At 36.4% G+C, this 26,126-nt stretch carries 25 protein-coding genes and 1 pseudogene; 9 read left to right on the forward strand and 17 right to left on the reverse strand.

Annotated elements, in window-relative coordinates:
• Nucleotides 1-71 precede the first annotated feature (71 nt).
• The 3 genes from E4N80_RS11205 to E4N80_RS11215 form a co-directional block, all read right to left on the reverse strand.
• Nucleotides 72-1,739 (reverse strand): ABC transporter ATP-binding protein, encoded by a 1,668-nt coding sequence (locus E4N80_RS11205; RefSeq protein WP_253699278.1) that lies wholly within the window; start codon nt 1,737-1,739, stop codon nt 72-74.
• Nucleotides 1,739-3,547 (reverse strand): ABC transporter permease, encoded by a 1,809-nt coding sequence (locus tag E4N80_RS11210; protein ID WP_366796967.1) that lies wholly within the window; start codon nt 3,545-3,547, stop codon nt 1,739-1,741. The genes E4N80_RS11205 and E4N80_RS11210 overlap by 1 nt, the downstream gene beginning before the upstream one ends.
• A 154-nt stretch (nt 3,548-3,701) precedes the next feature.
• Nucleotides 3,702-5,027 carry a hypothetical protein gene (locus tag E4N80_RS11215; RefSeq protein WP_253699280.1) on the reverse strand — a complete coding sequence of 442 codons (1,326 nt, stop codon included), beginning with the start codon at nt 5,025-5,027 and terminating at the stop codon, nt 3,702-3,704.
• Nucleotides 5,028-5,226: 199 nt separating this feature from the next.
• On the opposite strand from E4N80_RS11215, the gene E4N80_RS11220 reads away from it, so the two are divergent.
• Both E4N80_RS11220 and E4N80_RS11225 read left to right on the forward strand, forming a co-directional pair.
• Nucleotides 5,227-5,994, forward strand: a complete 768-nt coding sequence (locus E4N80_RS11220) for an alpha/beta hydrolase (protein ID WP_253699281.1) — start codon at nt 5,227-5,229, stop codon at nt 5,992-5,994.
• 107 nt (nt 5,995-6,101) lie between these two features.
• The gene (locus tag E4N80_RS11225) at nt 6,102-7,001 is read left to right on the forward strand and encodes an adenosine deaminase (protein WP_253699282.1); all 900 of its coding nucleotides are present in this window, start codon (nt 6,102-6,104) and stop codon (nt 6,999-7,001) included.
• Nucleotide 7,002: 1 nt separating this feature from the next.
• Here the strand turns inward: E4N80_RS11225 and E4N80_RS11230 are convergent, their stop codons facing one another.
• The 8 genes from E4N80_RS11230 to E4N80_RS11265 form a co-directional block, all read right to left on the reverse strand.
• Nucleotides 7,003-7,791: a sulfite exporter TauE/SafE family protein gene (locus E4N80_RS11230; RefSeq protein ID WP_253699283.1), complete on the reverse strand. Its 789-nt coding sequence runs from the start codon at nt 7,789-7,791 to the stop codon at nt 7,003-7,005.
• Between the two features lie 18 nt (nt 7,792-7,809).
• A complete protein-coding gene (locus E4N80_RS11235; protein WP_253699284.1) occupies nt 7,810-8,697 on the reverse strand; it encodes a DMT family transporter in 888 nt (295 codons plus the stop codon).
• Between the two features lie 21 nt (nt 8,698-8,718).
• A complete protein-coding gene (gene fic, locus E4N80_RS11240) occupies nt 8,719-9,279 on the reverse strand; it encodes a protein adenylyltransferase Fic (protein WP_253699285.1) in 561 nt (186 codons plus the stop codon).
• Entirely contained in the window at nt 9,269-10,288 is a 1,020-nt protein-coding gene (locus tag E4N80_RS11245) for a virulence RhuM family protein (protein WP_253699286.1), read from the reverse strand. The genes fic and E4N80_RS11245 overlap by 11 nt, the downstream gene beginning before the upstream one ends.
• An 11-nt stretch (nt 10,289-10,299) precedes the next feature.
• Nucleotides 10,300-10,728 (reverse strand): GNAT family N-acetyltransferase, encoded by a 429-nt coding sequence (locus E4N80_RS11250; protein ID WP_366796970.1) that lies wholly within the window; start codon nt 10,726-10,728, stop codon nt 10,300-10,302.
• A gap of 11 nt (nt 10,729-10,739) precedes the next feature.
• Nucleotides 10,740-11,504, reverse strand: coding sequence for a prolyl oligopeptidase family serine peptidase (locus tag E4N80_RS11255; protein ID WP_253699288.1), 765 nt, complete (start codon nt 11,502-11,504; stop codon nt 10,740-10,742).
• 30 nt (nt 11,505-11,534) lie between these two features.
• A complete protein-coding gene (locus E4N80_RS11260; RefSeq protein WP_253699289.1) occupies nt 11,535-13,556 on the reverse strand; it encodes a helicase in 2,022 nt (673 codons plus the stop codon).
• Nucleotides 13,557-13,660: 104 nt separating this feature from the next.
• Nucleotides 13,661-14,803: a vWA domain-containing protein gene (locus tag E4N80_RS11265; protein WP_253699290.1), complete on the reverse strand. Its 1,143-nt coding sequence runs from the start codon at nt 14,801-14,803 to the stop codon at nt 13,661-13,663.
• Between the two features lie 138 nt (nt 14,804-14,941).
• Here E4N80_RS11265 and rlmJ point away from each other — a divergent pair.
• The 3 genes and pseudogenes from rlmJ to E4N80_RS11280 form a co-directional block, all read left to right on the forward strand.
• Nucleotides 14,942-15,180: pseudogene (gene rlmJ / locus E4N80_RS11270) on the forward strand (23S rRNA (adenine(2030)-N(6))-methyltransferase RlmJ); the annotation flags it as partial.
• A 345-nt stretch (nt 15,181-15,525) separates the two neighbouring features.
• Nucleotides 15,526-16,356 carry a hypothetical protein gene (locus tag E4N80_RS11275; RefSeq protein WP_253699291.1) on the forward strand — a complete coding sequence of 277 codons (831 nt, stop codon included), beginning with the start codon at nt 15,526-15,528 and terminating at the stop codon, nt 16,354-16,356.
• A 113-nt stretch (nt 16,357-16,469) separates the two neighbouring features.
• On the forward strand, nt 16,470-17,543 hold the full coding sequence (locus E4N80_RS11280) for an NADase-type glycan-binding domain-containing protein (protein ID WP_253699292.1): 1,074 nt from the start codon (nt 16,470-16,472) through the stop codon (nt 17,541-17,543).
• 76 nt (nt 17,544-17,619) lie between these two features.
• Here E4N80_RS11280 and E4N80_RS11285 read toward each other — a convergent pair whose 3' ends face one another.
• From E4N80_RS11285 to E4N80_RS11295, 3 genes are read right to left on the reverse strand one after another with little or no spacing between them, the layout of a single operon-like run.
• Nucleotides 17,620-18,078 (reverse strand): flavodoxin family protein, encoded by a 459-nt coding sequence (locus tag E4N80_RS11285; RefSeq protein WP_002681191.1) that lies wholly within the window; start codon nt 18,076-18,078, stop codon nt 17,620-17,622.
• Nucleotides 18,075-18,986, reverse strand: a complete 912-nt coding sequence (locus E4N80_RS11290) for a 4Fe-4S dicluster domain-containing protein (RefSeq protein ID WP_253699293.1) — start codon at nt 18,984-18,986, stop codon at nt 18,075-18,077. The genes E4N80_RS11285 and E4N80_RS11290 overlap by 4 nt, the downstream gene beginning before the upstream one ends.
• A gap of 24 nt (nt 18,987-19,010) precedes the next feature.
• Complete coding sequence (locus E4N80_RS11295; RefSeq protein WP_002681187.1) at nt 19,011-19,463, reverse strand: MarR family transcriptional regulator; 453 nt, start codon at nt 19,461-19,463, stop codon at nt 19,011-19,013.
• Between the two features lie 423 nt (nt 19,464-19,886).
• Here E4N80_RS11295 and E4N80_RS11300 point away from each other — a divergent pair, with 423 nt between their 5' ends.
• From E4N80_RS11300 to E4N80_RS11315, 4 genes are read left to right on the forward strand one after another with little or no spacing between them, the layout of a single operon-like run.
• Entirely contained in the window at nt 19,887-20,639 is a 753-nt protein-coding gene (locus tag E4N80_RS11300; RefSeq protein WP_253699294.1) for a class I SAM-dependent methyltransferase, read from the forward strand.
• Between the two features lie 21 nt (nt 20,640-20,660).
• Nucleotides 20,661-21,275, forward strand: a complete 615-nt coding sequence (locus tag E4N80_RS11305; protein WP_253699295.1) for an MptD family putative ECF transporter S component — start codon at nt 20,661-20,663, stop codon at nt 21,273-21,275.
• A 55-nt stretch (nt 21,276-21,330) separates the two neighbouring features.
• The gene (locus E4N80_RS11310) at nt 21,331-22,029 is read left to right on the forward strand and encodes an energy-coupling factor transporter transmembrane component T (protein WP_253699296.1); all 699 of its coding nucleotides are present in this window, start codon (nt 21,331-21,333) and stop codon (nt 22,027-22,029) included.
• Nucleotides 22,029-23,453 carry an ABC transporter ATP-binding protein gene (locus tag E4N80_RS11315; protein ID WP_253699297.1) on the forward strand — a complete coding sequence of 475 codons (1,425 nt, stop codon included), beginning with the start codon at nt 22,029-22,031 and terminating at the stop codon, nt 23,451-23,453. The genes E4N80_RS11310 and E4N80_RS11315 overlap by 1 nt, the downstream gene beginning before the upstream one ends.
• Before the next feature lie 72 nt (nt 23,454-23,525).
• Here the strand turns inward: E4N80_RS11315 and E4N80_RS11320 are convergent, their stop codons facing one another.
• From E4N80_RS11320 to E4N80_RS11330, 3 genes are all read right to left on the reverse strand, one after another.
• Complete coding sequence (locus E4N80_RS11320; protein ID WP_010694130.1) at nt 23,526-23,852, reverse strand: TfoX/Sxy family protein; 327 nt, start codon at nt 23,850-23,852, stop codon at nt 23,526-23,528.
• A gap of 20 nt (nt 23,853-23,872) precedes the next feature.
• Entirely contained in the window at nt 23,873-24,316 is a 444-nt protein-coding gene (locus E4N80_RS11325; RefSeq protein ID WP_433072533.1) for a VOC family protein, read from the reverse strand.
• Nucleotides 24,317-24,451: 135 nt separating this feature from the next.
• Nucleotides 24,452-25,945 carry a gliding motility protein gene (locus E4N80_RS11330; RefSeq protein ID WP_253699298.1) on the reverse strand — a complete coding sequence of 498 codons (1,494 nt, stop codon included), beginning with the start codon at nt 25,943-25,945 and terminating at the stop codon, nt 24,452-24,454.
• Nucleotides 25,946-26,126 lie beyond the last annotated feature (181 nt).

Raw genomic sequence — 26,126 nt, forward strand, 5'->3', positions numbered from 1 at the left:
CAACAGATAACACAAAAAACCGATAATTTTTTTCACAATTACATACTCCTTATAAAAATATAATTATATTATTAAACACTTTCCACATCCTCTTTTTCCAAGCAGCCCAAAGAAATCAATCTTTGATTAAGGCTTGAAAAGAGCATAATCCTATCGCCTTCAATATCGAATTTTATTTTTTCACCTATCTTGTAGGTTATATTTAAAAATACGACACCCGTTAAAAGGAAGTTCCCCACCTTAATTTTGACGGTAGTTTCCATACCTGTGGGCATCGAGCTGTATATAGAACCTGTTAGTTTTCCGTTTTCGTGTATTTTGATAAACTCAGGTCGGACTCCGATGATAAAATCTTTTTCAGTAGGTGCCGGAGAATTTAAATCAAACTCTGCTTCATCGGCCTTTGCAATGTGATACTTAAAAGGCAAAATCTTATTTTCCTTTTCTGCATTTTTTGTGCGCTCAGCTTCTTCTTCTCTTTGTTTTTTAATTTCAGCCTCTGTTTGCAAAAGCCATTCTTTATAATCTATTTTTTGAGCGGGCTTAAACTTAAATTTCAAGCCTTCTAAACAGCTTAAATTAAAATCTCCTTCTGCAGAAGTTTCGCCCGCAGCTTCTATAAAATTTATCGAAGGATTGCCTATAAAATCTGCGGTAAATAAGTTTACCGGTTTTTCATAGATATCCAATGGTGCATCATATTGCTGCAAAAGACTGTTATCCATCAAGCATATCTTTGTTGCCAGAGTCATAGCTTCCAGCTGATCATGGGTAACATAGATAAATGTTGATTTTGTATCCAAATGAAGGCGCTGCAATTCGCTCCGCATTTCAAGCCGGAGTTTTGCATCAAGGTTTGAAAGGGGCTCATCCATAAAAAGCACTTTGGGCCCGGGAGCTAAGGTTCGGGCAATGGCAACCCTTTGCTGTTGTCCGCCTGAAAGCTCATTGGGATACCGATCCATAAACATTCCGATTTTTACGATGCGGGAAACACGGCGGACTATTAAGTCTATTTCTTCGTTTTCGAGCTTACGTATTTTTTTTATAACTTCGCCTTTTTCATCTACAAGTTCGTAGTTGCCATTTACCGAAAACCCATTTTTCTTGTGTTTCTCTAAAAGAGATGCCCTCTTTTCATCTAAAGAAGCAATTATTGCCTTTACTTTTTCTTCACGATTTTCAGCTTTTTCAAGCCCGTAAGACAAAATCGTTTTTGCCGTATATTCTGAAATAATAAAGTTATCTATTAACTTTATCAAGGCTGTTTTTTCATCAAGTCTATTACCTTTTTTCTTGTCTTTAGTCTGCGAGTCGATAATAATTTCCACAGCTTTTCCACATTCATTTAAAATCTTTTTTAAGTCATCTATTCTTTTAATTTCAAAATCGCAGAGAGGCATGAGCTCTTTGATGTTTTTTAAGCCGAAACTTATGTTTTCATAAACGGTCATATTCGGCCAAAGGGCATAGTTTTGAAACAAAAAACCGACCTTTCTTTTATTTGCAGGAATGTTTATACCTTTCTCGCTGTCAAAAACCGTTTCCCCGTCGATGATTATCTTTCCGCTTGTCGGAGTTTCAAGACCGGCAATCATTCTAAGCGTTGTTGTTTTGCCGCAGCCTGAAGGTCCCAGCAGGGTAATAAACGAATTATTTTCTATGGTTAAATTTAAATTATCAGTTCCGTAAAATTTTCCCCATCTTTTGGTAAGGTTTTGTAAAATTATCTCAGGCATTATCTTCCTCCTAGTCCTGAATCAATTCCGGCCTTTGTAAGCTTGTTTAATCCGAAATTTACGGCCAAAATAAATATAATTAAAATTAAGTTGATTGCACTTGAAAAGGCGTATAAGCCCATTTCGTCATAATAGTCAAGCATGGTTGTGCTTATCTTGGATTGACTGCACAAGAGCATAAATAAGGTTAATTCCCGAACACAGGTTATAAAGGGCAAAAGATAACCGCTTAAAATTGCCGTCTTTTGAATGGGAATTATTATCCTTGTCATACGCTTATGCCAGGGCGTATCCTGTATCAAGGCCGACTCTTCTATTTCATTGCTGATTTGAAGCATCGAGTTAAGAGAGCTTCTCGACGAAAAAGGAATATACTTAATTGTTCCGACTATTATTAAAAGTAAAAATGTATCATATATTCCCAGCATAGACCCGAATATAAAGAAGGCTATACCAACTGCAAGCGAAGGCAAAAGGTAGGGCAAAAAAGCTATGTCGTTTACGTAATTTGCAAACTTGTTTCTTCTATGCTTGCTTACCGAATAGCCTATCAAAAGCCCTATCGTTCCTGCAAGGAAGGCGCAGAAAAAGGCAACAATCATTGTTCCTTTAAAACTCATCCAAAAGGCACGGTTATATAAAATACCGAATTGTCCGTACATACCGACATCTTCTGCCGAGTGATGTGTCCACCATTTTAAGGTTAGGTTTGCAAAATTACCCGTCCTAAAAAAGCTGTAGTCTCCAGGGTTAGGCAAAAAGGTTTCAAAGGCAAAGGAGATAACCGGATATATTCCGGTAAATAAGGTAAAGATAATTAAAATTGCAGGAATTAAATATTGCCCGATTTTTCCCACATTTACTTTGCTGACCTGTCCGCTTTTTCCGGTAATTGTCGTATAATTTTTTCGGGATTTCATGCTGAGCCTGTTTGTAATCAGAATTAAAATTCCGAAGAGCATCATCACTACGCCGATAATACTGGCCTGCCCCGTTCTTACAACCTTTAAGTCTATATATTTGGTGGAAAGGGTTGTCAGTTTTAAATAGTGAGGAACCGGATAGCTACCCATAGCACTTCCGAAAACGAGCAAGATGGTCGATAGGATGGCAGGTCTTAATAATGGAAGGGTTACTTTGCGGAAAATCTTTGATTTTGAGGTATTTAAAATCAAGGCGGCTTCTTCCAAATTGGAATCCATATTTTTAAATATACCGCCGATTAAAATATAGGCAAAGGCTGCATAGTGCAGGGACAAAACAACAATTGCGGGGAATAGGCCCTCAGCCCACCATGCAGGCATTGTAACTCCGAAAAGATCTGCAAGTATTCCGTTAGAGCCTCCCGTAACGGCAGTACTCTTAAAGAGGTTCATCCAAGTAAGAGCCAATGTCCACTGAGGCATTATATACGGAAAAATAAAAACGACATTAAGATATTTTTTGCATTTTATATTTGTGCGTGTAATCAAATATGCAAAAATTCCGCCTATTAAGATAGCCCCTATACAGCTGAATATCGCAAGCAGCAGAGTGTTTGTAAGCGGGTTCCAAAAATTCCTTATGGCAAGAGAGCCGGTAAAAATATCTTTCCAGTTAAAAACGGTAAAACCGTCAGGCCCATGCATAGCATCTATGGTACCGGGATGAACCGTAACCGTGTCCAAAAGAATAGTTACTATCGGAGCTATAGTTGTAACCGAAAGCACGATACCGAATATCAGCAATATCAGGTTTTGAGGTTTTCTAAAAAAATCCTTACTTTGATTTAAAAAAACCGGAATTGTCTTAGCCAAAATCTCCTCCACACATTATCTTCCTTTGATTATACTATAACTAAAGCATTTATGCAATATTCTTCTTTACCATACGGCAGAAGCATACATTTAATAATAAAGCCTCTAAAAACCTGTCATAGTTTTTAGAGGCTTAATAAATTCAGATTAATTTTTTAATAATCTTTTAGTTTCTTAAAGAGCTGATCCATTCACCTACGGTAAAGGTTACACTTGCACAGTATACGGGCTCTTCGACAATTAAGCCGCCTTTTCCTTCACCTGTCCACCAGTCATAACCTCTATCGTTTTTAGCGGGGAATTTATTTATTTTTTTAACTTCGCCGTTTACTTCTTCATCAACATATCCGTCCATGCTGTGATCTTGATTGATAGCAGGATTGGAGCTGTATCCGCCCATATCCTTTCCCCAAGGATGGAAGCCTTCCTTTGTAGTTACCATGTAAGCGATAAAGGCACATGCCGTCCAAGGAAGAGGAGCATTGTTTAGAACCTGCAAATAGTGCTTATATGCATAGCCTCCGAAGCCGATATATCCGTCCTGATAAGCAGCAACGGTAATATTGTTTACGGAAGATTCGTCTGTTTCCTTTATAGAACGTAATTTGGAATAAACCAATAAACCGGTTTGATCTTTAGAAGATTTTTTTACCAAGTCTACGCTGATGGGGCCGTCATCGGTTTTCATGTTAAACTGAGAAACAAATAGTTTGATCCATGCTAGGGCATATTTTCCGTTTTCATTTAAGCCAAGCTCTTTAGCCGTTTTTTCCAAGCCGTCTACAATGGGCTTAAAATAAGCTTTATCGGCTTCAGGCAAAGCATCATAAGCGGCTTTTACAACCTTTGAATACTTTTCATGAGTAAGCATGAGCAAAAAGTTTTTTCCGATAGGTTCGGATTCCAAGCCCATAAACAGCGGACTTTGACCTTCTTTTACAAAATCCCAGACATTTAAAAACTTGTTTGAAGCTTCGACATTATTGTACATAAAAACTTTACTCAAAGTTTGCAAGGCCAAGGGATTTCCGTTTTCTTTCATATCGGTACCCGCAGATTCTTTCCATTCTTTAGGAACAAAATTATGTAAGATGCCCGTATCAATCATCTTAGCCTTAATCTGTGCTCCATCCTGAATAAGAGTCATAGAAAATTCGGGATTAACGTTTTTATTATCGTTTGTAAGCTGGTCAAAAATAGTATTGTTCTTAGGCTGAGACCAATCTATTTTTCCGGTATAGTCAGGATATTTTGCCTTCATTGCCTCAACAAAGGTCTCTCCCGCAGTCTTACCACGGCTTGAGTTACCCAAACCTTTTAGAACCTTTCCGTTTGACTCTTCATAGGCCTTTTCAAAAAGCTGATCAAGGGTCATTCCTTCGGCTTCTTTTATTACTTTAAGAACAGTGCTGTTCTTTTCCGACTTGCCTCCGCAGCTTGATATTGCAAGCAATAGCAGTGCGATTGATAATACTGAAATGATTTTTTTCATTTAAAATCTCCCTATGTTGTATATCTTTCCATAAATATATTACATATTCTTTAAATGCACAAGAGCTATTTGCTTCTATGTATAAAATAAACTGCTCACCTCGTTTGAAAAGGTTAAAAATTTACGGTATAATATCTAGTTTATTTACAAAAAAAGATATATAATGTTAGAGCGTGCTTAGACTTAAAGGAGATTTTACGTGTTTTTTGACAATTATCCTATTAAACTTTCAGATACAACGAAGCCCTTTTTTTTAAAAGGTCTAAAAACCGCTCCGGCTATTTTACTGATTCATGGTTACACGGGCTCTACGCGTGAAATGATTTGGCTGGGTCATCAGCTAAATGAAGCCGGCTACAATGTCTACATACCTCGACTTCCCGGACACGGCACAAATAAGAATGATTTTTTGGCTAGTAACTGGAAGGATTGGCTGCGCAAAGTTTGTGATGAGTACATTGATCTCTGTGCAATGTATGAACGAGTTTTTGTCGGCGGTCTTTCGATGGGGGGGGTACTAACCTCTCTGATTGCAGCACGTTTTAATCCTGAAAAGATATTTTTATGTGCTCCGGCTTTTATTGCAAAAGATAATCGGATAAAACTTACTCCTTTTTTAAAGTTTTTTATCAAAAAGGCATCAACCGTCAAAAAAACTTATGAAAACGATCCCGAATACGGCAGAGCAATAGCGGACTACAATGGTATAGAGTATTTAGAAAAATCTGCTGACCTGTATAAGCTTCAAAAATTAGCAATAAAAAATATGATTTTTATCAAATCCCAAACTCTTACAATTTTATCAAAAGCAGACAATTTAGTGTCATTTAAAGTAAAAGACCTCATGGATAAGAATTTAAGAACTCAAAATGAGTATCTTATACTCGAAAAAAGCAGTCATGTTGTTACAAATGATGTTGAAAAGGAGCTTGTAGCAAAAAAAATAATAGAATTCCTAAAGGATTAAACTTTTTAGTAAAATTTACCGATAATATTGCAGGATTATTGTATATTTGATATGACTTTTTTAAAAAAGAGTGATATACTTATACTGTATAGTACAAGGAAATATTAATGAGAGATTTTGATTACTATAAAAAGCAGCCCAAAGCTGATACTCATAATCATTTAAATTTAAGTATGGAGTATTCCGACTATAAAAAATGGGCTGGTTTTGAAATTCCCAATTTTCCCCGAAAAATGAACGGTCTTGATGAAATGCATGAGATAATCGGAAAATATACCCGTCCTGCATGTACGACATCAAAACACGTTATAGATCTGATAGAAATGTCCATACTAACTGCAATAAAAGACAATGTTGTTTCTATTGAAGGATCCGTTGATATTAGCTTTATCAGACAATTTAACGAAAATTTGGATGCTTTTTTGGAAGGAATAAGCAATATAGTAAAAAAATATAAAAATAAAATCAAAATCATTCCTGAGCTGGGAATATCAAAGACCATAGATCAAAGTTTTTTAAAACAATGGATAGAACCAATGATGTCATCAAAGGTTTTTAAAAATATAGACCTTTACGGCCCTGAAGTTTCCGAGGGTATAGAACAGTGCCTATATATATTTAAATTGGCCGAAAAATACGGCTTAAAAAAGAAAGCTCATATCGGAGAATTCTCGGATGCGGCTTCAGTCAAGAATTTTGTTGAAATGTTTAATTTGGACGAAGTACAGCATGGTATAGGGGCAGCCCAAAACGATAAGGTGCTGCAATTTTTAGCCGACAGAAAAATTCGCTGCAATGTTTGTCCGCAGAGCAATGTAATGCTGGGGGCAGTCAAAGATCTAAAATCCCATCCGTTACGAAAAATGATGGATGCAGGAGTTCCTATAAGCATAGGAACCGATGATATTCTCTTTTTTGGAAAAACAAACAGCGAGCAGTTTTATGACCTTGTCAAGGTAAACCTAATAACCGAAAAAGAAGCCGATAAGCTGATGTCTGTCAGATAATTTAAAATAACCCTAAGATCCTCTCGCCGAATACATCATAAAATAATTTTGCAAACAACAAGATTATAACCACAATCATAAGCGGCCTGATAAATGCAGCACCTTTCTTTAAAGCAAATCCCGCACCTAAGTAATTCCCGATAATACCGCAAACAGCAGCAGGAATTGCAATTGAAAAAATAACCTTATTATTCAAAAGAACGGCCGTCAACGAAGCATAATTTGAAGCGAGGTTTAAAAGCTTGGCATTCCCCGATGCCGTTTTTAGGTCATACCTCATCCATGCAGAATAAGCTATAATCGCAATCGTCCCTGTTCCCGGCCCTATAAGCCCGTCATAAAAACCTACACAAGCACCTATCAAAGCAGCCAAAGCAAAAGCCTTTTTTTGAGGTATTTCCTTTGATTTATTTTCATTGCCGAAGTTCCGTTTTAATAAAAGAATACAAGCTATTGCCGGAAGTATTAAAATCATAGCTTTTTTTAGAAAAACTTGGTCTATTCCCAAGGCAATTTTCATGCCCAGATATGAAGAAATAAAAGAAAATAAGGCAGAAACTAAGGCTATCCGCCACTCAAGAGCTCCATGTTTAAAAAACCGAAAGGCCGAAAAAGTTGTCCCGCATGCTGCCGAAAACTTATTACAGCCTATAGCCGTATGAGCCGGAAGACCTACAAAAAAATAGGCCGGAATAGAAATAAGTCCGCCGCCGCCTGCAGCCGAATCTACAAAACCTGCAAGAAAAACACAAAAACATAAAAAAATCATTGCCTGTAACGATATATACATAAATTATTCTCCTCCATATCAATTTAAATCTACATGAACTTCTGTCTTATCTTCATGGTGTAAGAACATAAAAAGAGCTACTGCAAAAATTATGGCAAAACCCAAAAGGCTCCATCGGTCGGGAAGTTCTCCTAAAAAAGCAAATCCGAAAATTGCAGAAAAAACTATTTGGGTATAATCATAAACCGAAATTGAACCGGCCGGAGCATGGGCATAAGCTGCGGTTACACAAAATTGACCTCCCGTTCCCAAAAGCCCTGCAATTAAGAGCATAATGATTTGATAAAGGCTCATCGGTTGATAAAAAATAATAAAAACCGGAAGCAGCATTAAAATCGAAAAAAATGAAAAGAAAAATACGATGAGAGGACCCTTTTCACCTTTAAGAGAAAGACAGCGGACACAAGTATAGGCGGCTCCTGCCATCATTCCTCCGCAAGCTCCTATAAGAGCTGCAATCACATGGCCTGTATCTGCAAAGGCCGGTTTTATTATAAGAAGGCTTGCCGAAAAAGCCGTGATTACCGCAAGGATTTGATATAGCTTTATTTTTTCCTTTAAAAATAAAAAAGAAAACAGAATGGCAAAAAAAGGAGCCAGTTTTGCAAGAATAGAAGCATCCGCAAGGAGCATGTGCTCTATCGCATAAAAGTTTCCGACAATCCCCATAGTGCCGAAAATTGCCCTCATAAAAAAGAAGGGTAGATTTTTTTTATTCAAATGAAATTTTTCCTTTGAATTTATAAGCACGGCAAAGGACACAACAGCCGCTATTAGATTTCTAAAAAAAGCCTTCTGCATTGAAGGCAAACTACCGGCAAGCTTTGCCGACAAATTCATCGATGCAAAGCAAAGAGCCGACAAAATTAAAAACATAATACCCTTTTGTTTCGATGTTAATTTCATTTTTTCAACTCCTAAATAATTTTACATATCCCCTATATCATACTTGCTCATGCCTTCATATTCATAAGACGCCTGTATACCCCTCATATAAATTTCCCTATTTTGAATATCATCAGTCAGAGCAGATTCCAATAAAACCTTAAGTTCCAGACTGTTTATCGGAGAGCGCTCCATCGCACTTAAATAAGAAAACTTATCTATCTTTGACCAATCAACACAGCGTCCCAGGCGGTATTTTAAAAGAGCATCCAGCCATATCCTCATACTTCTTCCATTGCCTTCCCTAAAAGGATGAGCAACATTTAATTCTACATATTTATCCACAATTTCGTCAAAGGTTTCCGACTTCATCTTATCGATTATTTTAAGGTTTTCAGCCAAAAATAAAATCGGAGCAAAGCGGAAATTCCCCTTTGAAATATTTACCTTTCTAATTTCTCCTGCAAAATCAAAAATATCTTGAAACAGGTACCGATGTATTTCTTGCAAACCCTTAAAGGTTCCAACTTCAATATTATCAATTAAATTTTTATCCCAAAGATCGAGAGCCCGTATCTTTGTCAGCTTTTCTTCATCTTTCATGGCTCATCTCCTTTGTAAGTTTTTTTAACTCCCGATCAAAGTCCGATTCTATTTTTTGTGTTTTATTAAATATATCATATTCCGATTCGGCTTTTTCTTTTGCCTTAGCATGTGAAATTTTTCCTTTATTTTGAAGAATATCATATCGGCGGAAAGCTAAAAATTCGTTTACACTTTGGGCAAATTCCTGCATAGTAAAGGTATTTTCCCTTTCTATTATGTCTTCGATATAATCAAAATATCCGGTAATAGCCCGTTCAAGTCTTTTTATGGATTTTTCATCAAGATAGTTTTTTGCAATACTGACATCAGATTTTAAAATACGCCCCTTAGGAGAATTCTTCCATGTCATAAGCCCCATATTTTCTTTTTTGCTGTCTGCACTTTCATATACAATTTCAGCAGCTGTTTTTCCGCTTATAGCATAATGGAATTTATTTTGCACCATAGCATAAAAATCTTTTGTAATTTGATCGTCTTTATTATAATCTAGGGAACATTCAGCAAAAATATCGGTTATCTGCTGCCATATACGCCTTTCACTTGCACGGATTGAGCGGACACGCTCCAATAACTCTCTAAAATAGTCCTGACCGAAAAGTGTTTTACCCTGTTTTAATCTTTCATCATCAAGGGTAAAGCCTTTTATCATATATTCTTTTAAAACTCCTGTCGCCCAAATACGGAATTTAGTTGCTTTTTGTGAATTTACACGGTAGCCAACCGAGATGATAGCATCTAAATTGAAAAACTCAGTATCTCGTTTTATATTCCGATTCCCTTCTTTTTGAACTATTTCCAAAATGGAAACAGTTGAAAAACGGTCCAGTTCTCCCTCATCAAAGATATTTTTTAAATGTTTGGATATGGCCGGAATTCCCACACCAAAAAGTTCAGCCATGGCTTTTTGGGTAAGCCAAATAGTTTCATCTTTTACAATAACATTAACCGATATGTTTTCCTCTTTTGAGGTGTACATTAAAAACGAAAGTTCTTTTAGTTCATTCATAGCTCACCTCTCTAAAATATTTTTCTAAAATTTTTTTGTTCTTTTTTGCTGGTATATCCCATTGCTTCGTAGAATTTATGGGCCTCGGTACGGCCTACACTTGATACAAGTCTTATACCTGCGGCTCCGGTTTCTCTCGCCCAAGATTCAGCCTGACTAAGAAGGGCTCTGCCTATTCCCTGCTTTCGGTATGAGGGATCAACGGCAATACCTATAATATTTTTTAAGCTGTCACTAAAAGAACATTCATAATCGGAAACATGTACATAGCCGATTAATTTACCGTCAACAAAGGCTCCAAAAATTTTAGCTCCCTTGCCGGTCAAAATTTTTTCCAACTGATTTTTTGTTTTTTCCAAAGGAAAATCATAACCCAGAGCATTCTTATTTAAGTTCCAAATATCTTTATAATCATCTATAGTAACTTCTCGTACTACCAATAACAGCCTCCTCATAAGTTTTCTCCAAGCCATAGAATGGCCTCATCCAGCATTTGAATACTTATATAATGGTTCATTCTTTCAACACTCATTAACTTTAAAAGCTCCTTGTTTTTATAAAGCGGTAAGGTTGAATCGTAAAATTGTTTTTGAATCTTATAAGAAACTAGGGAGTCCTTTATTCCGTGTAGTAAGAAAAGAGGACGGTTTAGGAGCTTACCGATGTTTTGAGCGGGGTCGACTTTTTTTGTTGCCTCATCAAATTCGATATGGGCTTCATCATATTCTTTTTCGATTTGAAGAATTGCATTTTGCCAATCGCAGGCACCGTTAAAAACGACCGCTGTTTTTACGCTTGGATTATGGGTAAAGATTCCTGCCGTAGTAAAGCCTCCCATAGAATGTCCTGAAACGGCAAGGCGGTTTTTATCGGCATTGCAATTTTTAACGGCATAATCTTTTAGTATGGAAAACTCGGCAAGGTTTTGCATAATTGTAGGCAAAAAAAATTCGTTTAAAGCCTTATCATAATCTTCAAATTTATTTCTTTCACCGTGATGGACTGCATCGGGTAAGATTACCTGATAACCCAAAGTCGAAAAAACATAGCCCATCAGCTTTTGCTTATTTTTTTCTGAAGACCAGCCGTGATAATAAAATACGGTAGGAAAAGGCTGAACAAAACCGCTTATTTCTGAAGGATAAAAACGCAGACAAGGTATTCCCTCAATTTCTACACGCTCTTCGATTATATTTTGATTTTTGTATTTGCCCATAGCTTTGCCCCCTTTTATTCCGTCATCCCCTTATTCCGAAAAAATAGAATTTTGAATCAGCTTTATTTTTGAAATATGGGCTATAGAAATTTTCAGCTTGTCATTAAGATTACCGCATGCAAGTATAAGAATAGCATCTTTTTCTTGTTTTAAAATTTCTTCAGGAACCCCGCTTATCTTTTCCTTTCCTTTTTCAGTGTTTAGCTCTATTTCAAGGATGTGCTTTCCTAAGATTGCCTGCTCTGCTATTTTTTGTTTTCCTAAAAAATCAAGACCGGTCGCTTCTTTTTTTGTAAATTTGAAAACACCGTCTTTAAGCTGCTCCTCCGTAATTATAGCTTTACGGTTTATACGGCTGCTTACAGCCTTAGCATCTTCCTTTGTTAAGTGCAAATCTTTTAGTATTGCACTTAATTGAGATAAGGTTTTTGAGTATTTATTTTCCCTTTCTTTTTGCTGCTTTACCCAATCAAGCTTTTTTGTATAATCTTTTTTTTCTTTTTGAGAAAATAAATTCAACTTTTGAAAATTTCTTACGGAAGAGGATTGAGGAGGTTTATTTTTATAAAAGATAAATTCCAAACCGCTTTTATAAACGGCTTGTTCAAAATCTTTTAAATCTTGAACATTTAAAAGATAAACGCCCTCCGCTATTTTTTTACGGACAAGTTTTTTTAAAGGCGTATCAAGTTCAAAAAACTTTTCCTTTTCCTTGTTTACGGAAACGACAAAGCCGCTGTATAATTCCAGTGAAGTAAAATTCTTATACCACTCATTTATAGAAACTCTTATATTTTGCGGAATCTCATGCCCTGCTGCGTCCGATAAGATTTTATATACATTTTCGGAAGTTAATTCCGACTGAAAAATTTTAGAACAAGCTTTTTTTGTGATTTCAAATTTTCCTGTCGTTTGAATTAAAACAGGCTCCATACACTCCGCTGCAGGAAGAAGATTTTTTAGGTTGCTGTCGGGCAAAACCGTAACTTCAAATGAGGGGTCAATTAAAAGAGGCTTTTGAGGTCCTTCCGCATTTTTAAATAATTCGGGATTTAAGTAAATCAAATTTTTCTCTCTGCATAAAATTCCGAACAGCTCTGCGGTTTCGATAAAGCTTGTATGTAAAATATTCTCGTTTCCAATTTCATTTTGTATTGCCGAAGAAAAATTTTGCATACACAAAAGAAGAAAAAATTGCTCTACATCTTCTTCTTCATAATATGCATCGGGATAAAAACTATTTAAAAATTCAAAAAGGATTATAACAAGTTTTTGTAAATTTTCTTTCCTCATTTTAAATAAGGATGCTGCCGTAAAATATACCAAACGCTCAAGGTTGCTTAATTGCGAAAAAGCCCCCCATTTTGCTCTTTGGACTGCAAATCCGTTTTCGGTTCTAAAAACAAGCCCTAAAGATTCGCATGCTAAAAAAATAGAGTCAACATGTTTTGTCTTTTCCGAAAGCCACGGAAAAACTTCTTTGATCAAATCTTCGTATTTTTTTTTAAAAGAACCGTCATTTTTTAAAACGGCTTCGTTATGAATACAAAAGGAATAAAGTCCGGCAAGGGCCGTATCATTTATATTTATTTCTTTAGATTTTACCTGCCCTGTTTTTTCCGGCATAAAAAAAAGATTGGCTGATAAAAAGGGTTCTATAATTTTTTGTAAAATAGGATTTATTTTGTATATCTTATCCCCTGCATTGTTTTGAACTCGGTACAAAAGAAGGCGCTCTTCCGCATTTAAAAGTTTTTCGGATAATGCGGAATAAGATATTTTTTTTGAAAAAAATACAGACAGCATCGTCTGTGTTGGGTTGGGGATTTCGTTTACGGCTTTTAAAATTAATATATCATAAGAATCCAGACCTTCTGCAATTTTTTCTTGTATTGCCGGTTTTCGCAAGAAAGCACTTAGCTGTTCCGCAAGCCGCTGCTTGTTAAAGGGGGTTTTTATTTTTCCCAAATACAGCTGTATTAAATCAAAAAATTGATGATCGGGCAGCTTTACAATGCTTTCCCGCCATTCTACAACATCGTTGGGATTCATCTTTTACCTCCTCTTATCGAAAACTTTTTAGCGAGGTAGTATTTTATCACATAAGATGAAAAAATAAAAGTAGGAGGAAGCTTAATTACCTATCTTAACAATACCTAATACGACAAAGTATGCGGCAATATTATGGGATAAATCTTTACTCCCTTATCTGCAGCAAGTTTATCTACATTTTCTTTTGTTACCTTGCCTCGAGGTTTGGGATGGGGAGGAGCATCTCCTATAAGAATAAGTTTTTTATCCACATCAGCATCTAAGGCACGCCATGACTGCCGAAGCCCTAAAAAGATACCTTCATATACGGCTTCGGGAATATCCCTTCCTCCGAAAACTCTAAAGCCGTATAATGCTTTTTCAAATTTTTTTAAGTTATCGGTAAAAACACAGGCTTCCCGCACTAAAAAGTCTTCGCGGTAATCTTTATATAAAACTAAAGCTATTCTATAAGTTTTATACTGAGGCAGAATCTCGGCAAGCATGGAGCTGATATTTTTACGCACCTCTTCAATATCATCTTTCATGCTTTCAGTGGAATCTAAAGCAAAGAGTAAATCAAGATGGTCCTTTTCTCCCTTTTTTAAAATTTCTTTTATTGTTGGAAGAATATCCTCAGGCCCCTTTGCATAAATCATTTCTCCTTCAGTCGTATCGGCTAAATCCGTAAAAGTTTTTACGGCCTCATCACTGTACGAAAGATCAGGGGGCGGGTCTTTTTCAACAGGTTTTTGGGTTACCCTCAAGGTAAAAGGATTATCTTGAAAATTTCCCGTATAATCTCCGTAAGGTTTTGAGAAAGTGCGTATATTAAAAAAGGTTCCGTCTTTTACTTCGACCTCGCCGTTTCGCGACCAATCATATCCGTATAAAATTATATAGGGAATCCAAATATGATAGGCCTCCCCCAGAGGCGTATTTTTTTCGGGAGTAGAATCTATAAGACTGTAAAGTTTTTTTTCGGGCAACAAAAATTCACTGTTTAAAAGTCTTTTTTCATCTCCGTTTATTTCATTATAATTGGGATCACGGTAGGCATAGTTATCCAATTTTAAATCGGGATCCTTTGTCGTCTCCGTTAAAAGAACGCTTTTTATATCGGGCTTGGCTCTTATATATAAATGATAGCCGCCCTTGGGGTTTTGTATAACAAGCAAATCTTCTTTTGAAAGGCTTAAGTCCTCAGCCTCAAGAAAAACAGAAAGGAACCCGACAATAAGAATCCATAAAAACTTTCTTTTTTGCATATACTAATTATCGGATAAAATTCTTATTTTGTGAATAGAAATTTTTGGTTGTAAATATTTTACACCTTCCCTTATTTATGGTATGGACTTCGTATATTCTATCTGAAATTGCGGAATTTAGCGTTATTTTTTATCATTACCTCTTATGCCGGCTCTCCCGAAATCATCCGGTCATTTTTACAAAAAGAATCCAATTTGATTTTATGCGATTTACATTCTGCCGAAGCCGAAAAATTAAAAGAAATTTATAAGCATGTAGAAAATATTCATGTGCACAAAAGGGATTGCTATGAGGCAGTCAGGGCTCTTACTCCGCCTCTTCCATTTGGGGCTTTGCCTTATTTGATCTCAGCTACGAAGTTGATTCGGACTATACCGGAGATTTGTCGGTATCCGCGAAGAAGCAATCGGCTGGAAGATTGATCGGAGAAATGTATGAAATATAAAAAAGCTGAAGTTCGACAGAAGCGAAACATTAGGAATGGGCGTCAATCAACAACCTCGATGCAGAGCGTCGTGGTATTAAAGCCTCCGCACGAATAAATGCGACTTTTGTTTTCATTCTAAGACAAAATCCGTGAGGAGATTTTAGAATGACTATAATTTACCTATCGCACTAAACCTCTTTTACATCATTTTAGATTGAAAATTATTGGTTTTTATGATATAGTGAGGAAGGGTCGAAGGGATGTTATATGGACGCCTTCGGTACAGGAGAGAAAATGAAAAACAAAGTATGTTTTGTAATTACTTTTGTAACTACTCTAATTTATTCAGCTTATGCTCAGGATAAAATAGATTATCTTGTATTAAACAAAATAAAAATAACTCAAGAAATAATTGTTGAAAATATTAAAACAAAAGTTACCGTAAAATTAGATGAGAATCAAAAAAAAGAGTTTCTTAATAATTTGAGTGTTGTAAAAAGCAGAGATTGGGGTAAGTGTCTGCTCCCATATAAGGTGTCTATCATATATGATGATAAAAATATTTCTTTTCGTACAAATGGAAAGACCCTAGGACAATTTGGAACTATGGCGATATATGATTTTGAATCTGATTTGAAGCTTTTGATAAATTCTTTTTTTATTATGGAAAATGAATTTCCGCTTTACTTAGAAAAAATGGTAAAAGTAAAGAATCAGGATATTCGCTTATATCAGGTAAATTATTCAAGGAAAAACTTAAAATTTATTCAGGGGTTTTCTTCAAGTAAAACATTGGATGAAACGCATTGCATATGGAAAATTGGACAAGAGCTTATTGATATACAAAGCAGCTTTACTGAAAAAGAATTAAAAAAACATATTAAAAAAGAAAACTTAAAAGAAGTTGCTGATTATTATATAAAAGAATTATGTAACCGGGACTTGTTTTTTTCCACATATGAATTACATCCTATTGATGAGGCAAATGAAAAATGGATTATTTATTTTGTATATGTTGAAAAAGAACATAAAGATAAAAAAGAATATTGGGATGAAGTTGTGTTTATGTTACCAGATGGTACAATTGTAATCAGCGAAAATAATTTCGAAGAAATAACATTTTAGATAAAACTGCCTAACCCCCGCTTCAACGCTGACATTGCGGACAAGCCGCAAATGCAGGTTAAGTAGTTGTTATACGGATACGTAGCCGGCATACTAATTTTTAGGAGGAAAAAATGAAAAAAATAATCTTATTTTCATTGTTAATATTTACTTCAATTCCAGGCTTTACTTATGACTATAGAGAAATTCTTTTTGGAAATAATTATGAAAATATTACAGAATGTACGGATGACGAAATATTAAAATATTTTAAAAATCAAAAAAGCATACGAGATGGGGATTATGGAGATAAATATGTACGTCTTTTTGAAGAAAATTATGAAAATGGAACTGTCTATCGGCTTTTAACAAGTTATGAAACTTTAAACGATGAAAATCTTTCAAAAATATATGAAAATAAAATGAGACTTAGACAATGGGTTTATATAAAAGTTAATGGGGTTTTCCATGAAATATCATATGGATATATTTATATACAGAATTCAGGTGATGGCACGGTAACGAGCTGGAATGAAGATAATTACGGCAATGTATCGGTTATAGAACGAAATAATAACATCATAGGAATTCTGGAGTTCAACAGCGCTAAGCGTGTAATATCTCATTCTGCTGATTCGGATGATGGTGAAAGCTGGGAAACAACAGAACGTTCTACTTCCGCAAATTTTAAATATTGGAAAGATTTACAAAATGAATCTTTTTATAAAAACTGGCCGGGAGATGAATGTTTGCATTTAATAAGGAAGGATGTAGAAATTCCTGTAATTAATATCGATTATTCATATCCTCTTATTGATAAAGTTCGTCCGTTTAAATATACAATTCAAAATGCTTTTGATGGTAATCCATCAACAAGTTATGTAGAAGACACGGAGGATAGCACAATAAAAATTTCATTATATTCAAAAAATCTTAATTCAAACTGCATAAAAATGAAAATCATAAATGGATATGCACAAAATGAAATGCTTTATAAAAATAATAATCGGATAAAAGTTATTGATTCATTTAATGAAAAATCTACGGCAATTACCTTAAAAGATAAAAATCTTGAACCACAGATTATAAATTGGATTGATTATAGTTTTTATGTAAAGGAACTTTATAAAGGGAAAAAATATAATGATACATGTATTGCCGAATTAGATTTTCAATCAGAAAATGGAAATTGGATATTTGAAAAATAATCGTCTAACGCCCTTTTAGAGTGGTGATATAAAAGGAATAATTTTCAAAATCTATGATCCGGTCTTTATAAAGCCTTTATGCGTTTATAATATTTTTCTCAAAAAAATCGATTGCGTTTTTAAAATCCTTTTCGTTCGGGCTGTTCTTGTTTAAACCGCCGATGAGTTTTAAAGGGCCGAAGGTATCAAATCCTTTACAGCCGAATATGCCCATACAGATTTTTCCGCTTTGTTCGGTTTTTTTGCGCAAAGTTTTTTCAAAACCGGCATTGACCGCTCCGGCGGTGTAAATAAAAAACAGCTTTTGTACACTGCCCACAAGCGCTTGTTCAAATAACTTATCGACCGGTTTTGCAAATTTAAAGTAAAAAATTCCTGAAGCAAAACCGATTGCTTCATAGCGATTAAAATCATCGGGATTAAAATCGCCGGCCTTTATCAAAACCGTTTCAGGAAACTTTTCCTTTATTTTATTCAGAACCTTTTCGGTATTTCCATGATGTGTTGAACTGTACACAATACATACGTTACTCATAGCAGATCTCCTTTATTATTTATATAGCCGTATTTTTTAGGATATATGGCCGATATATCTTTTTCAAAAACAATATTTCCATCGTTTAATCTTTTTTGTGCAACCGTTCGGTATGCAAAATCGATTGCGTTGCAGCCGCAGTTATAAAAACACTCTCCGCATAATATACAATTTTTTTGATTTTTTATCGATACCCTACCGTCTGTAAATATAAAATTATTAATGGGGCACACTGAAATACATTTTTTGCATGCACTACAGTTTTCCCGTATAATCGATACGGTTTTAAACTTTCCGTGTATTTTTTCCTGCGAAAGGAGTTTCAGTATAAAGCGCATTGGACCTTTGGTATAGGCAAAAGAAGCACTATTGTCTTTTATGTGTTCTTTATGTGAACACAGAGCAAACACTTTATTTACTGCCGTTTCTATTAAACCCTCTTCCATATCGCCGGGTTTGTTCTCCAGTATTTTGGTATGGAAAAATCTGCTAAGTGTATGAAACGAAGCAAGTTTGATTCCTAAAACCGGCACATATTTTTTCTTCTTTAATGCTCTTCCCATTTCTTCCAATGCGATAAACGAATGTGCTCCTCCATAAGTAATAAACGGAACAGCAATTTTTGAACGCTTTTGATCCGGCAAAGGCAGCGATTCGAGAATGCTCAGTATGTGGCTTTCGGCGTGTCCTGCGTATACCGGCGCTCCTACAAAAAGTACATCGAAATCTTGTAAGCATTCTTCTAAGATTTTTTGCCTTTCGGATTTTGAGGCAAACAGCAGACTGTCATCTTTTGTAATATTTATGATATCCGCCGCGCCGCCTTTATCTTTAATTTTTTTCTGAATCATATGTGCAGCAATCAATGTATGTCCTGACGGACTGAATACGATGATAACAGCTTTCATAATAAAACCTCCTTAAAATAAACCCTACTGTGTACTTAAATCGGGAATGTTGTTGTCTACCAATTCCGCCAAACGTGCAATCGCATCGAACTCCTTTTTTGAAAGAGAACTCAAATATGCTGCAAGTTTCTCGTTAAAACCGGCATGGAATTTTTCGTGATTGTTATATGCAACGGTTCCTTCTTTTGTCAACTTAAAATAAACGGTTTTTTTGTTATCCGCTTTTTTATATTTTTCTATCAATTTTTTCTTTAGCAGCTTATCTGCAACTTGTGTTACGGCACCGTTTGTAATGCCGAGTTTTTCCGAAAGCTCAGAAGCGCTGTATCCACCGTCTAAACCTATCGCTTCTATAAAATGAATTTCACTTTGGTACAATTTATGCTGTGTACCGAAAGTTCTGGGTTTTTTATCGTTAGCGTTTACTTTGTACTGAATTTTTGCCGTCCGTCGTATAAGGCTTTCTACATCATTCATTATATCTCCCTTAAAATTCGACAACCGCAGCCTTTATCAAAAGGCGAGGATTGGCGAATTGCCGCACTTTTGCAATGAAATGAAAAAGTGCAATCAATAAAGCGACGTTTGCGTAAGCAAACTCGCAGCGTTTTTAGACAATGCCAACTGCATTGTCTAAAATAAGCCTTCCTTTTTCTTTTAGTTTCTAAAATAAATATACATCAAAACACTTTCTTTGTCAATATGTTTTAGTAACTAAAATATATTGATGTAAGTCTATAATTGCAGAGATATCATTTTCCTTAAATATTAAAAAATAACACCGCTATCTTGACAATCAAAAAGAAATTATATATACTAAAAATAACATTGCTATTTTTTATTAAACCGCGAAATATTGTGTTTTGCCGGAATCCGTAAATAAACAATCAGAGGAAAAGAATGGATATAAAAGATTTAATGAAAAAATGGTCTGAACAGGCAGAAAATATGCGGATGGTTCACATGCAGGAATTAAAAGAAAACGGGAGTGAATGGAAAAAACTGCTTCAGGAAAATCTCAAGGACTGCAAGGGAAAGAAAGTTTTGGATGCAGGGTGCGGTACAGGTTTTTTAGCTATTCTGCTTGCACAAGACGGCTGGGAAGTTACAGCCATAGACAGCAGCGAAGCGATGCTTGAAGAAGGAAAAAAAACAGCGAAAGAATTGGGGCTTTCTGACAAAATCACCTTTTTGCTTAAAGATGCTCATTCAACGGGTTTTCCTGAATGTTTATTTGATGCTGTGGTTTCCAGACATGCTTCATGGCTATTCACCTCACCGGAAACCGTATACAAGGAATGGAAAAGAATACTAAAGCCTGAAGGAATCATGCTGAACATTGACGCTAATTGGCTTAAACCGATATGGAATGCAGATGAGTTTGAAAAATTCAAATCATATGAAGCGGAGCTTGTTAAGCAATACGGCGAATTCAGAGATTATTATCATGATGAACAGATGATAAACATTCTGAAAAAATTTCCGCTTGCCTATATAAATCGTCCTGAATGGGATGAAAAAATGCTGAAAAAAATCGGTTTTAAGGAAATTTCGAGCAGGCTTCTTTCCAAAGAGAAGTATATGGACGCTTTTCAAGCGACAAGGTATAAAACCATACCTATGTTCATGATAAAAGCAAAAAACATAGAATAAATAGCAAAATAGGAGATTCAAATGAATAAAAAGATGAACACAACAGCCAAATGGACGATAAAAGATGTAATAACTACGGTTTTATTAAGTGCTCTTCTTGTCGTTATGCAATTTATTGTAAATATGGTGTGCATGGCAAACCATTTTGTCAGTATGACGCTATCAGTCGGTTTTTCAGTATTTATCTGTGCGCCGGTTTATTTTCTCATGGTACAACGGGTGGGAAAACGGGGTGTGTCTTTTATCTACATGACACTTCTCGGCATCATTTTTCTAATAATGGGAAACTGGTATTTATTGCCGTATTACATCGTTATCGGCTTAATATGCGAAGCCGTTTTATGGAAACATGGAGCCTATCAAAATACGCGCCGGCTTACGGCTGCATGGACGGTTTCCAGCCTGTTATTTAACGGAACAAATTTGCTTCCGATCTGGTTCTTCTGGGATGCTTATTATGCCTTTGCCGTTTCAAGCGGAATGAGCCAAGAATATATCGACTCATATGTTCGGTATTTTACCGTCCCTTATTGGATTATTTTTATCGTTGCGTTTACAACCGTCTGCGGTTTTGCAGGAAGTCTGATTGCTTCAAGGCTGATAAAAAAACATTTTGAAAAAGCGGGCGTATTATAAAAACATTTGCAAAAAGCTCATCAGAGTTTTTAAAAATGCCTTGTTAAAAAATTAAATGAAAAAGGTTTCAAAAGATTTTACGGCTCCGGTAAAATTGTGGACGCTTTTGTGCGTTATTGTAAGCTCATTTTTTATCGCCGATTACAGGATAAACGGTATTCTTTCGCTTATAGGTCTTTTATATCTTGCCGTCCAGTGTAAATGGCGGTTGCTGATATCATTCGGCCTCTTTTATGCGCTGCTAAGGCTTCTCTTAATAGGTATTCGCCGGTATGGCATTAGAACAATCATCATACCGGAATTCTATATTTTTTTATGTTGGAACCTCTTGCCCATTATGCTTATAGGATGGGATGTGATAACAACGCCGCCCGGAGAGATTGCAGCTTTCCTTTCCCGTATCGGAATGCCGGTCTCCGTTATTTTAGGACTACTCGTTATTTTCCGTTTTATACCGGTGATGAAAGCGGAAGTAAAAAAGCTCCGCCTTTCAATGAAAACCAAAGGCCTTTTGGACCCGGCCCGCATCCTAACTCATCCCTTAGAAACGGGAGAATATGTACTGATTCCTCTGCTTTTACGCTGCATTCAAATTGCCGATCAACTCGCAGTCTCGGCAGTTGTGCGGGGTATTCAGTGTCCGGTAAAACGGAGCAGCTATTACGGAAAAAAGATGCGGACTTTCGACTATATCGCTGTCATTGTGTGGAGCACTACTATGGCTGCGGTTATCATAGTAAGGAGTCTTGCTTGATGATACGGATGGAAAATGTAAGTTTTCATTATGAAAACAGTGAAAGAGGTGTATCGGATATAAACCTTACAATTAACGAAGGCGAATGTACGGTTCTAACCGGCCCGTCCGGCGGCGGTAAAACAACAGTATTGCGCCTTTTAAACGGATTAGCACCGGGCTATTACGGCGGAACACTTTCAGGACATATCTTTATCGGCGGAAAAGATATGTCTTCTACTCCATTATGGGAGCGCGGCAAATTTATAGGCAGCGTGTTTCAGGAACCGCAAAGCCAGTTTTTTTCTTCCGAGCTTGCAGGTGAGATTGCTTTTTCATGCGAAAATTACGGACTGGCACAAGAGGAGATCATCGCCCGCACGGAGGAGGCAATCGAAGCATTTCATCTTGCGGCATTACGAGATCATACGCTTGACACATTTTCAAGCGGAGAAAAACAGCGCGCTGCAATCGCTTCGGTCTATGCCCTATCGCCTTCGATATATGTATGTGATGAGCCGACTGCTAATCTCGATGAAGAAAGTGCCGTAAGGCTTTCTCATGTTTTAAAGAAGCTCAAAGAAGAAGGGCGTACTCTGATTATTGCAGAACATAGGTTAAGCTGGCTGTATGGAATTGCCGACCGTTTTATCTATATAGATGGAGGAACAATACAGTGGACGCGTATGGCTGAAGAAATGCAGAAAATGACGTTTGAGCAAAAAAAGTATTTTGGACTGAGGTCTTTTACGCCTGCTATAAAACCGTTTCTTCCCCCTCCTTCATCAAGAGCCTTATCTTCCGCTACGGCAAACGAACCCTTACTGCAAGCAGACGGGATATACCGCAAAGAAAAGGGGAACCTTATTTTGCAAACAGTATCTTTTTCCGTATGGAGCGGACAGATTATTGCGCTTACCGGTAAAAACGGAGTTGGAAAAACAACTCTCGGCCTTATTTTGAGCGGGCTTAATAAAGAGTCGGGCGGCACGGTATTCCTCAACGGAAAAAAATGCGGACTTCTGGCACGCCGCAAAGCGGTATGGTACAGCGCCAACGATACTGGAACGCAATTTTTTACCGAAAACGTTTCCGAAGAAATTCTATTGAGTATGATGAACACCCCTGATAAGCTTGAACGGGCGCGGAATATCTTACAAACTATGGGGCTCTATGACCTCAAAGATGTTCACCCTGCAACGCTTTCCGGAGGACAAAAACAAAGGCTTTCCGTTGCCTGCGCCCTGCTGTCCGGCCGCGATATCCTCATTTTCGATGAGCCGACCAGCGGTTTGGACGGCTATCATGCGGACATCCTTGCAAAAGCTTTTTTGGACGCGGCAGCTCGCGGTAAAACGATTATCGTTATTACGCACGACTTTGAACTTATCGCTGCATGCTGCAGCTTTGAAATCATGCTTGAGGGAGAAGCTCAAACGAAATAAAAGTTATTTTTTGATATGTACCCTTGCAGCAATTACTTTTTGTGCAGCACGGTTTCCTGTACTTGTTTTTTTTTAATTAGTTTTTATTTTTTTCGCTTTCGGTGCCGGTAATTCATCATATATTGCATTAAACAAGCCCGTTATAAATGCTTTGTCATCGACTTCGTCTACTAAAAGCATTTCTTTCGCGCCCTGATACGGCAACTCGTAAGAAGCGTTCGGCATATACGCAATTGCCGACGGAACCGCTTTTACCAGCAAGCGGTCATCGTAGATACCGCCCACAATTTTATTTCGATAATAAATGATAAATTCTCCCATCATTGCGCGATAGCGTATGTCTTGCAATTCCGATAACTGTTCCAAAATGAAGTCTAAATATGTTTTACTTGATGCCATAATTATCCATTCTATTCTCTCTAAAATTTCAATAGACCATCTTCGTCAAATTGAAAATCGGGTCCCCAAGATACTTCCCAGTAATATCCATCTAAATCGGAAAAATATGCATGATATCCGCCCCAAAATACTTCTTGCGGCTCTTTAACAATAGTTCCTCCGGCTTTTCTTACCAAGTCAATAACACTATCTACATCTTCTTTGTTTTTCACATTGTATGTTAATGTAATTCCTGAAAAGCCGGTTCCTGTCGGCGGATTATTTTCATCAATATCTTTTGCCAATGAATCCAAAGGGAAAAGTTCGAATTTTGTTCCCGGTGTATTAAAAAAGCATACCGCTGGATTATCTTCTTTACAGTCTGTCTTATATCCCAACCCGTCTCTGTAAAATTTTAATGCTTTTTCCATATTTCGCACGCCTAAACAAATACATGTTATTTTATTCATTTTTTCTCCAGACATCCTATTTCTTTTTTGATTATACCATAATCCTAAAATTATTTCCAGAATCCTAATATTTCAAAATCTTCACAGTCATATTCATCTATGCTTTTTAATAGTAAAGTTTTAATTTCTTCATCGGAAACATTATTTATCCTAAAAATCCCGTGTTGTATCAAAAATTTCCAAGAGTTTTTCTTTATTGATAGATAGAGAAGGCGGTATTAAATCTAAAAGTTCTGTAAGAGCACAATAGATATCCTCTCTTTCTACTGTTTCAATAAAATATTTGCGTTTGTCCATCTTATTAAAGGCTTCAGTGTATGCCCTCACCAAAGCTTCGGCAGTCCGTGCTGCTTCGAGCGGCGAGCTTTGTTCCAATTTGAGAATTTCGGCTCTTGTTTTTTTATATATATCTGCTGCTTTCTTGGCATTCGCTGCAGAAATATTTTCTTGTCCGTCCCATGAGCGGAACGGATTGTCAAGGTTCTGCGCCAACCATTCCGGTTTTCGCGGCTTTTGTATCCAAAGATTAAGCCCTTCTTCTTTTCTCTTTTTATAAAGCTGTTTAGCTTTTTTGGCTGCATTTTCCGGCAGGCTGCTCATCCAAAACCAAAGTAAGTTCGGTAAACATTCCGGCTCCGGAATATCTTCGGCAGAAAAACCGAATAAATCAACCGTGGTAAAGCCCTCCAATTTTGTAAATTGGGATAGCATAGAAAGGTTAGAAATAATACCGGGTTTGCCCCATAGCCGCAATTCCTTCAGCATCGGGTATGCTTTTAAAATCTCGGCTACATCAAGTTCTGTAATCTCTGAGCAATGCAGTTTGCCCAAGTCTTTTAGCCCCTGTATTTTAGGCACTATTTCAGTTGATGTTAAAAGTAATAAAGCTCCGTTTTCAACAGCATGTATTTTACAGTTATTTGTTACTTCACCTAACAGAATAAGTTCTTCCAATTCGTTATTCAGATACAGTTCTTCCACGCCGTTCATATCAATGGAAAGATTATGTAAATGCGTATTGGAAAAATCCAATTTTTTTTGCTGATGATTTTCAAGTACCAGCTCATCTAAAAACGGACAGGATTGTAAATATTCATATAAACCGGTATGCCATTTTTTACATGCCAAATAGGATAAGCATGGAAAGGCTTTTAATTCCAGCACATTTTCAAAAGGAACATCATCATGTATGCGATGTCTGGAAACCGCCATTTCTTTTCCGGCAAATATAATTTTTTCCTTACTGCTCTCCGCTTTTTTAAAAGCATCTCTTTGCTCTTTAGGAATTTCCTGCCATTTAAGTTGACGATATACTTCGTATCCGTTTCCCCAAGACATTGCATAGGTATTTGTGCTTTCATCGGTTAATGGCTGCATGTTACCGATTAACATATGGTTCGCAGGCACCATGACATCAACATTACAAATATGCAGGCCTCGTTTCCAGTACATAAAGTCCTGATAAAGCGGCTTTAGTAAAGGTAATTCTTCCTCTTTGAGAGGCTGTTCACCCGACCAATCTAACCAGAGCAGCACTGCTTTCGGTTTTTTCTCACCTTCCTCTATCTTGGTTATTTGGCACGCAGTATATTTTTTTAAATGTGAATTATACACACAGTATACATCGCCGGTTTTCGCTTTCATTATCGGAATTCTCCTTGTCATTTTTTATTTTCTATAACTTCGTATCTTTCATATTGGAACTTTTTTGTTCTATAAACATCTGATTGCTTTTTTAAATTTTATAGCGGATTATAATTTTTTTCTGTAAGATAATAAATAAAAATCATTGCCGCACCTTTTAATATCAAAAGTTATAGATAAT

Origin of the sequence: Treponema denticola, assembly GCF_024181605.1 — a bacterium.
GTDB lineage: Bacteria > Spirochaetota > Spirochaetia > Treponematales > Treponemataceae > Treponema_B > Treponema_B denticola_B.

Excerpts from the sequence above, each read along its gene's own strand:
- fic (WP_253699285.1), bottom strand. The coding sequence starts at position 9,279 with ATGAAAGATGAAGAAAAGCTGACAAAGATACGGGCTCTCGATCTTTGG.
- E4N80_RS11295 (WP_002681187.1), bottom strand. The coding sequence starts at position 19,463 with ATGAATGATGTAGAAAGCCTTATACGACGGACGGCAAAAATTCAGTAC.
- E4N80_RS11255 (WP_253699288.1), bottom strand. The coding sequence starts at position 11,504 with ATGGGCAAATACAAAAATCAAAATATAATCGAAGAGCGTGTAGAAATT.
- E4N80_RS11310 (WP_253699296.1), top strand. The coding sequence starts at position 21,331 with ATGAAAAAGGTTTCAAAAGATTTTACGGCTCCGGTAAAATTGTGGACG.
- E4N80_RS11330 (WP_253699298.1), bottom strand. The coding sequence starts at position 25,945 with ATGAAAGCGAAAACCGGCGATGTATACTGTGTGTATAATTCACATTTA.
- E4N80_RS11230 (WP_253699283.1), bottom strand. The coding sequence starts at position 7,791 with ATGTATATATCGTTACAGGCAATGATTTTTTTATGTTTTTGTGTTTTT.
- E4N80_RS11315 (WP_253699297.1), top strand. The coding sequence starts at position 22,029 with ATGATACGGATGGAAAATGTAAGTTTTCATTATGAAAACAGTGAAAGA.
- E4N80_RS11225 (WP_253699282.1), top strand. The coding sequence starts at position 6,102 with ATGAGAGATTTTGATTACTATAAAAAGCAGCCCAAAGCTGATACTCAT.
- E4N80_RS11325 (WP_433072533.1), bottom strand. The coding sequence starts at position 24,316 with ATGTCTGGAGAAAAAATGAATAAAATAACATGTATTTGTTTAGGCGTG.
- E4N80_RS11285 (WP_002681191.1), bottom strand. The coding sequence starts at position 18,078 with ATGAGTAACGTATGTATTGTGTACAGTTCAACACATCATGGAAATACC.
- E4N80_RS11215 (WP_253699280.1), bottom strand. The coding sequence starts at position 5,027 with ATGAAAAAAATCATTTCAGTATTATCAATCGCACTGCTATTGCTTGCA.
- E4N80_RS11300 (WP_253699294.1), top strand. The coding sequence starts at position 19,887 with ATGGATATAAAAGATTTAATGAAAAAATGGTCTGAACAGGCAGAAAAT.
- E4N80_RS11290 (WP_253699293.1), bottom strand. The coding sequence starts at position 18,986 with ATGAAAGCTGTTATCATCGTATTCAGTCCGTCAGGACATACATTGATT.
- E4N80_RS11275 (WP_253699291.1), top strand. The coding sequence starts at position 15,526 with ATGAAAAACAAAGTATGTTTTGTAATTACTTTTGTAACTACTCTAATT.
- E4N80_RS11260 (WP_253699289.1), bottom strand. The coding sequence starts at position 13,556 with ATGAATCCCAACGATGTTGTAGAATGGCGGGAAAGCATTGTAAAGCTG.
- E4N80_RS11280 (WP_253699292.1), top strand. The coding sequence starts at position 16,470 with ATGAAAAAAATAATCTTATTTTCATTGTTAATATTTACTTCAATTCCA.
- E4N80_RS11235 (WP_253699284.1), bottom strand. The coding sequence starts at position 8,697 with ATGAAATTAACATCGAAACAAAAGGGTATTATGTTTTTAATTTTGTCG.
- E4N80_RS11265 (WP_253699290.1), bottom strand. The coding sequence starts at position 14,803 with ATGCAAAAAAGAAAGTTTTTATGGATTCTTATTGTCGGGTTCCTTTCT.
- E4N80_RS11320 (WP_010694130.1), bottom strand. The coding sequence starts at position 23,852 with ATGGCATCAAGTAAAACATATTTAGACTTCATTTTGGAACAGTTATCG.
- E4N80_RS11305 (WP_253699295.1), top strand. The coding sequence starts at position 20,661 with ATGAATAAAAAGATGAACACAACAGCCAAATGGACGATAAAAGATGTA.
- E4N80_RS11245 (WP_253699286.1), bottom strand. The coding sequence starts at position 10,288 with ATGAATGAACTAAAAGAACTTTCGTTTTTAATGTACACCTCAAAAGAG.
- E4N80_RS11205 (WP_253699278.1), bottom strand. The coding sequence starts at position 1,739 with ATGCCTGAGATAATTTTACAAAACCTTACCAAAAGATGGGGAAAATTT.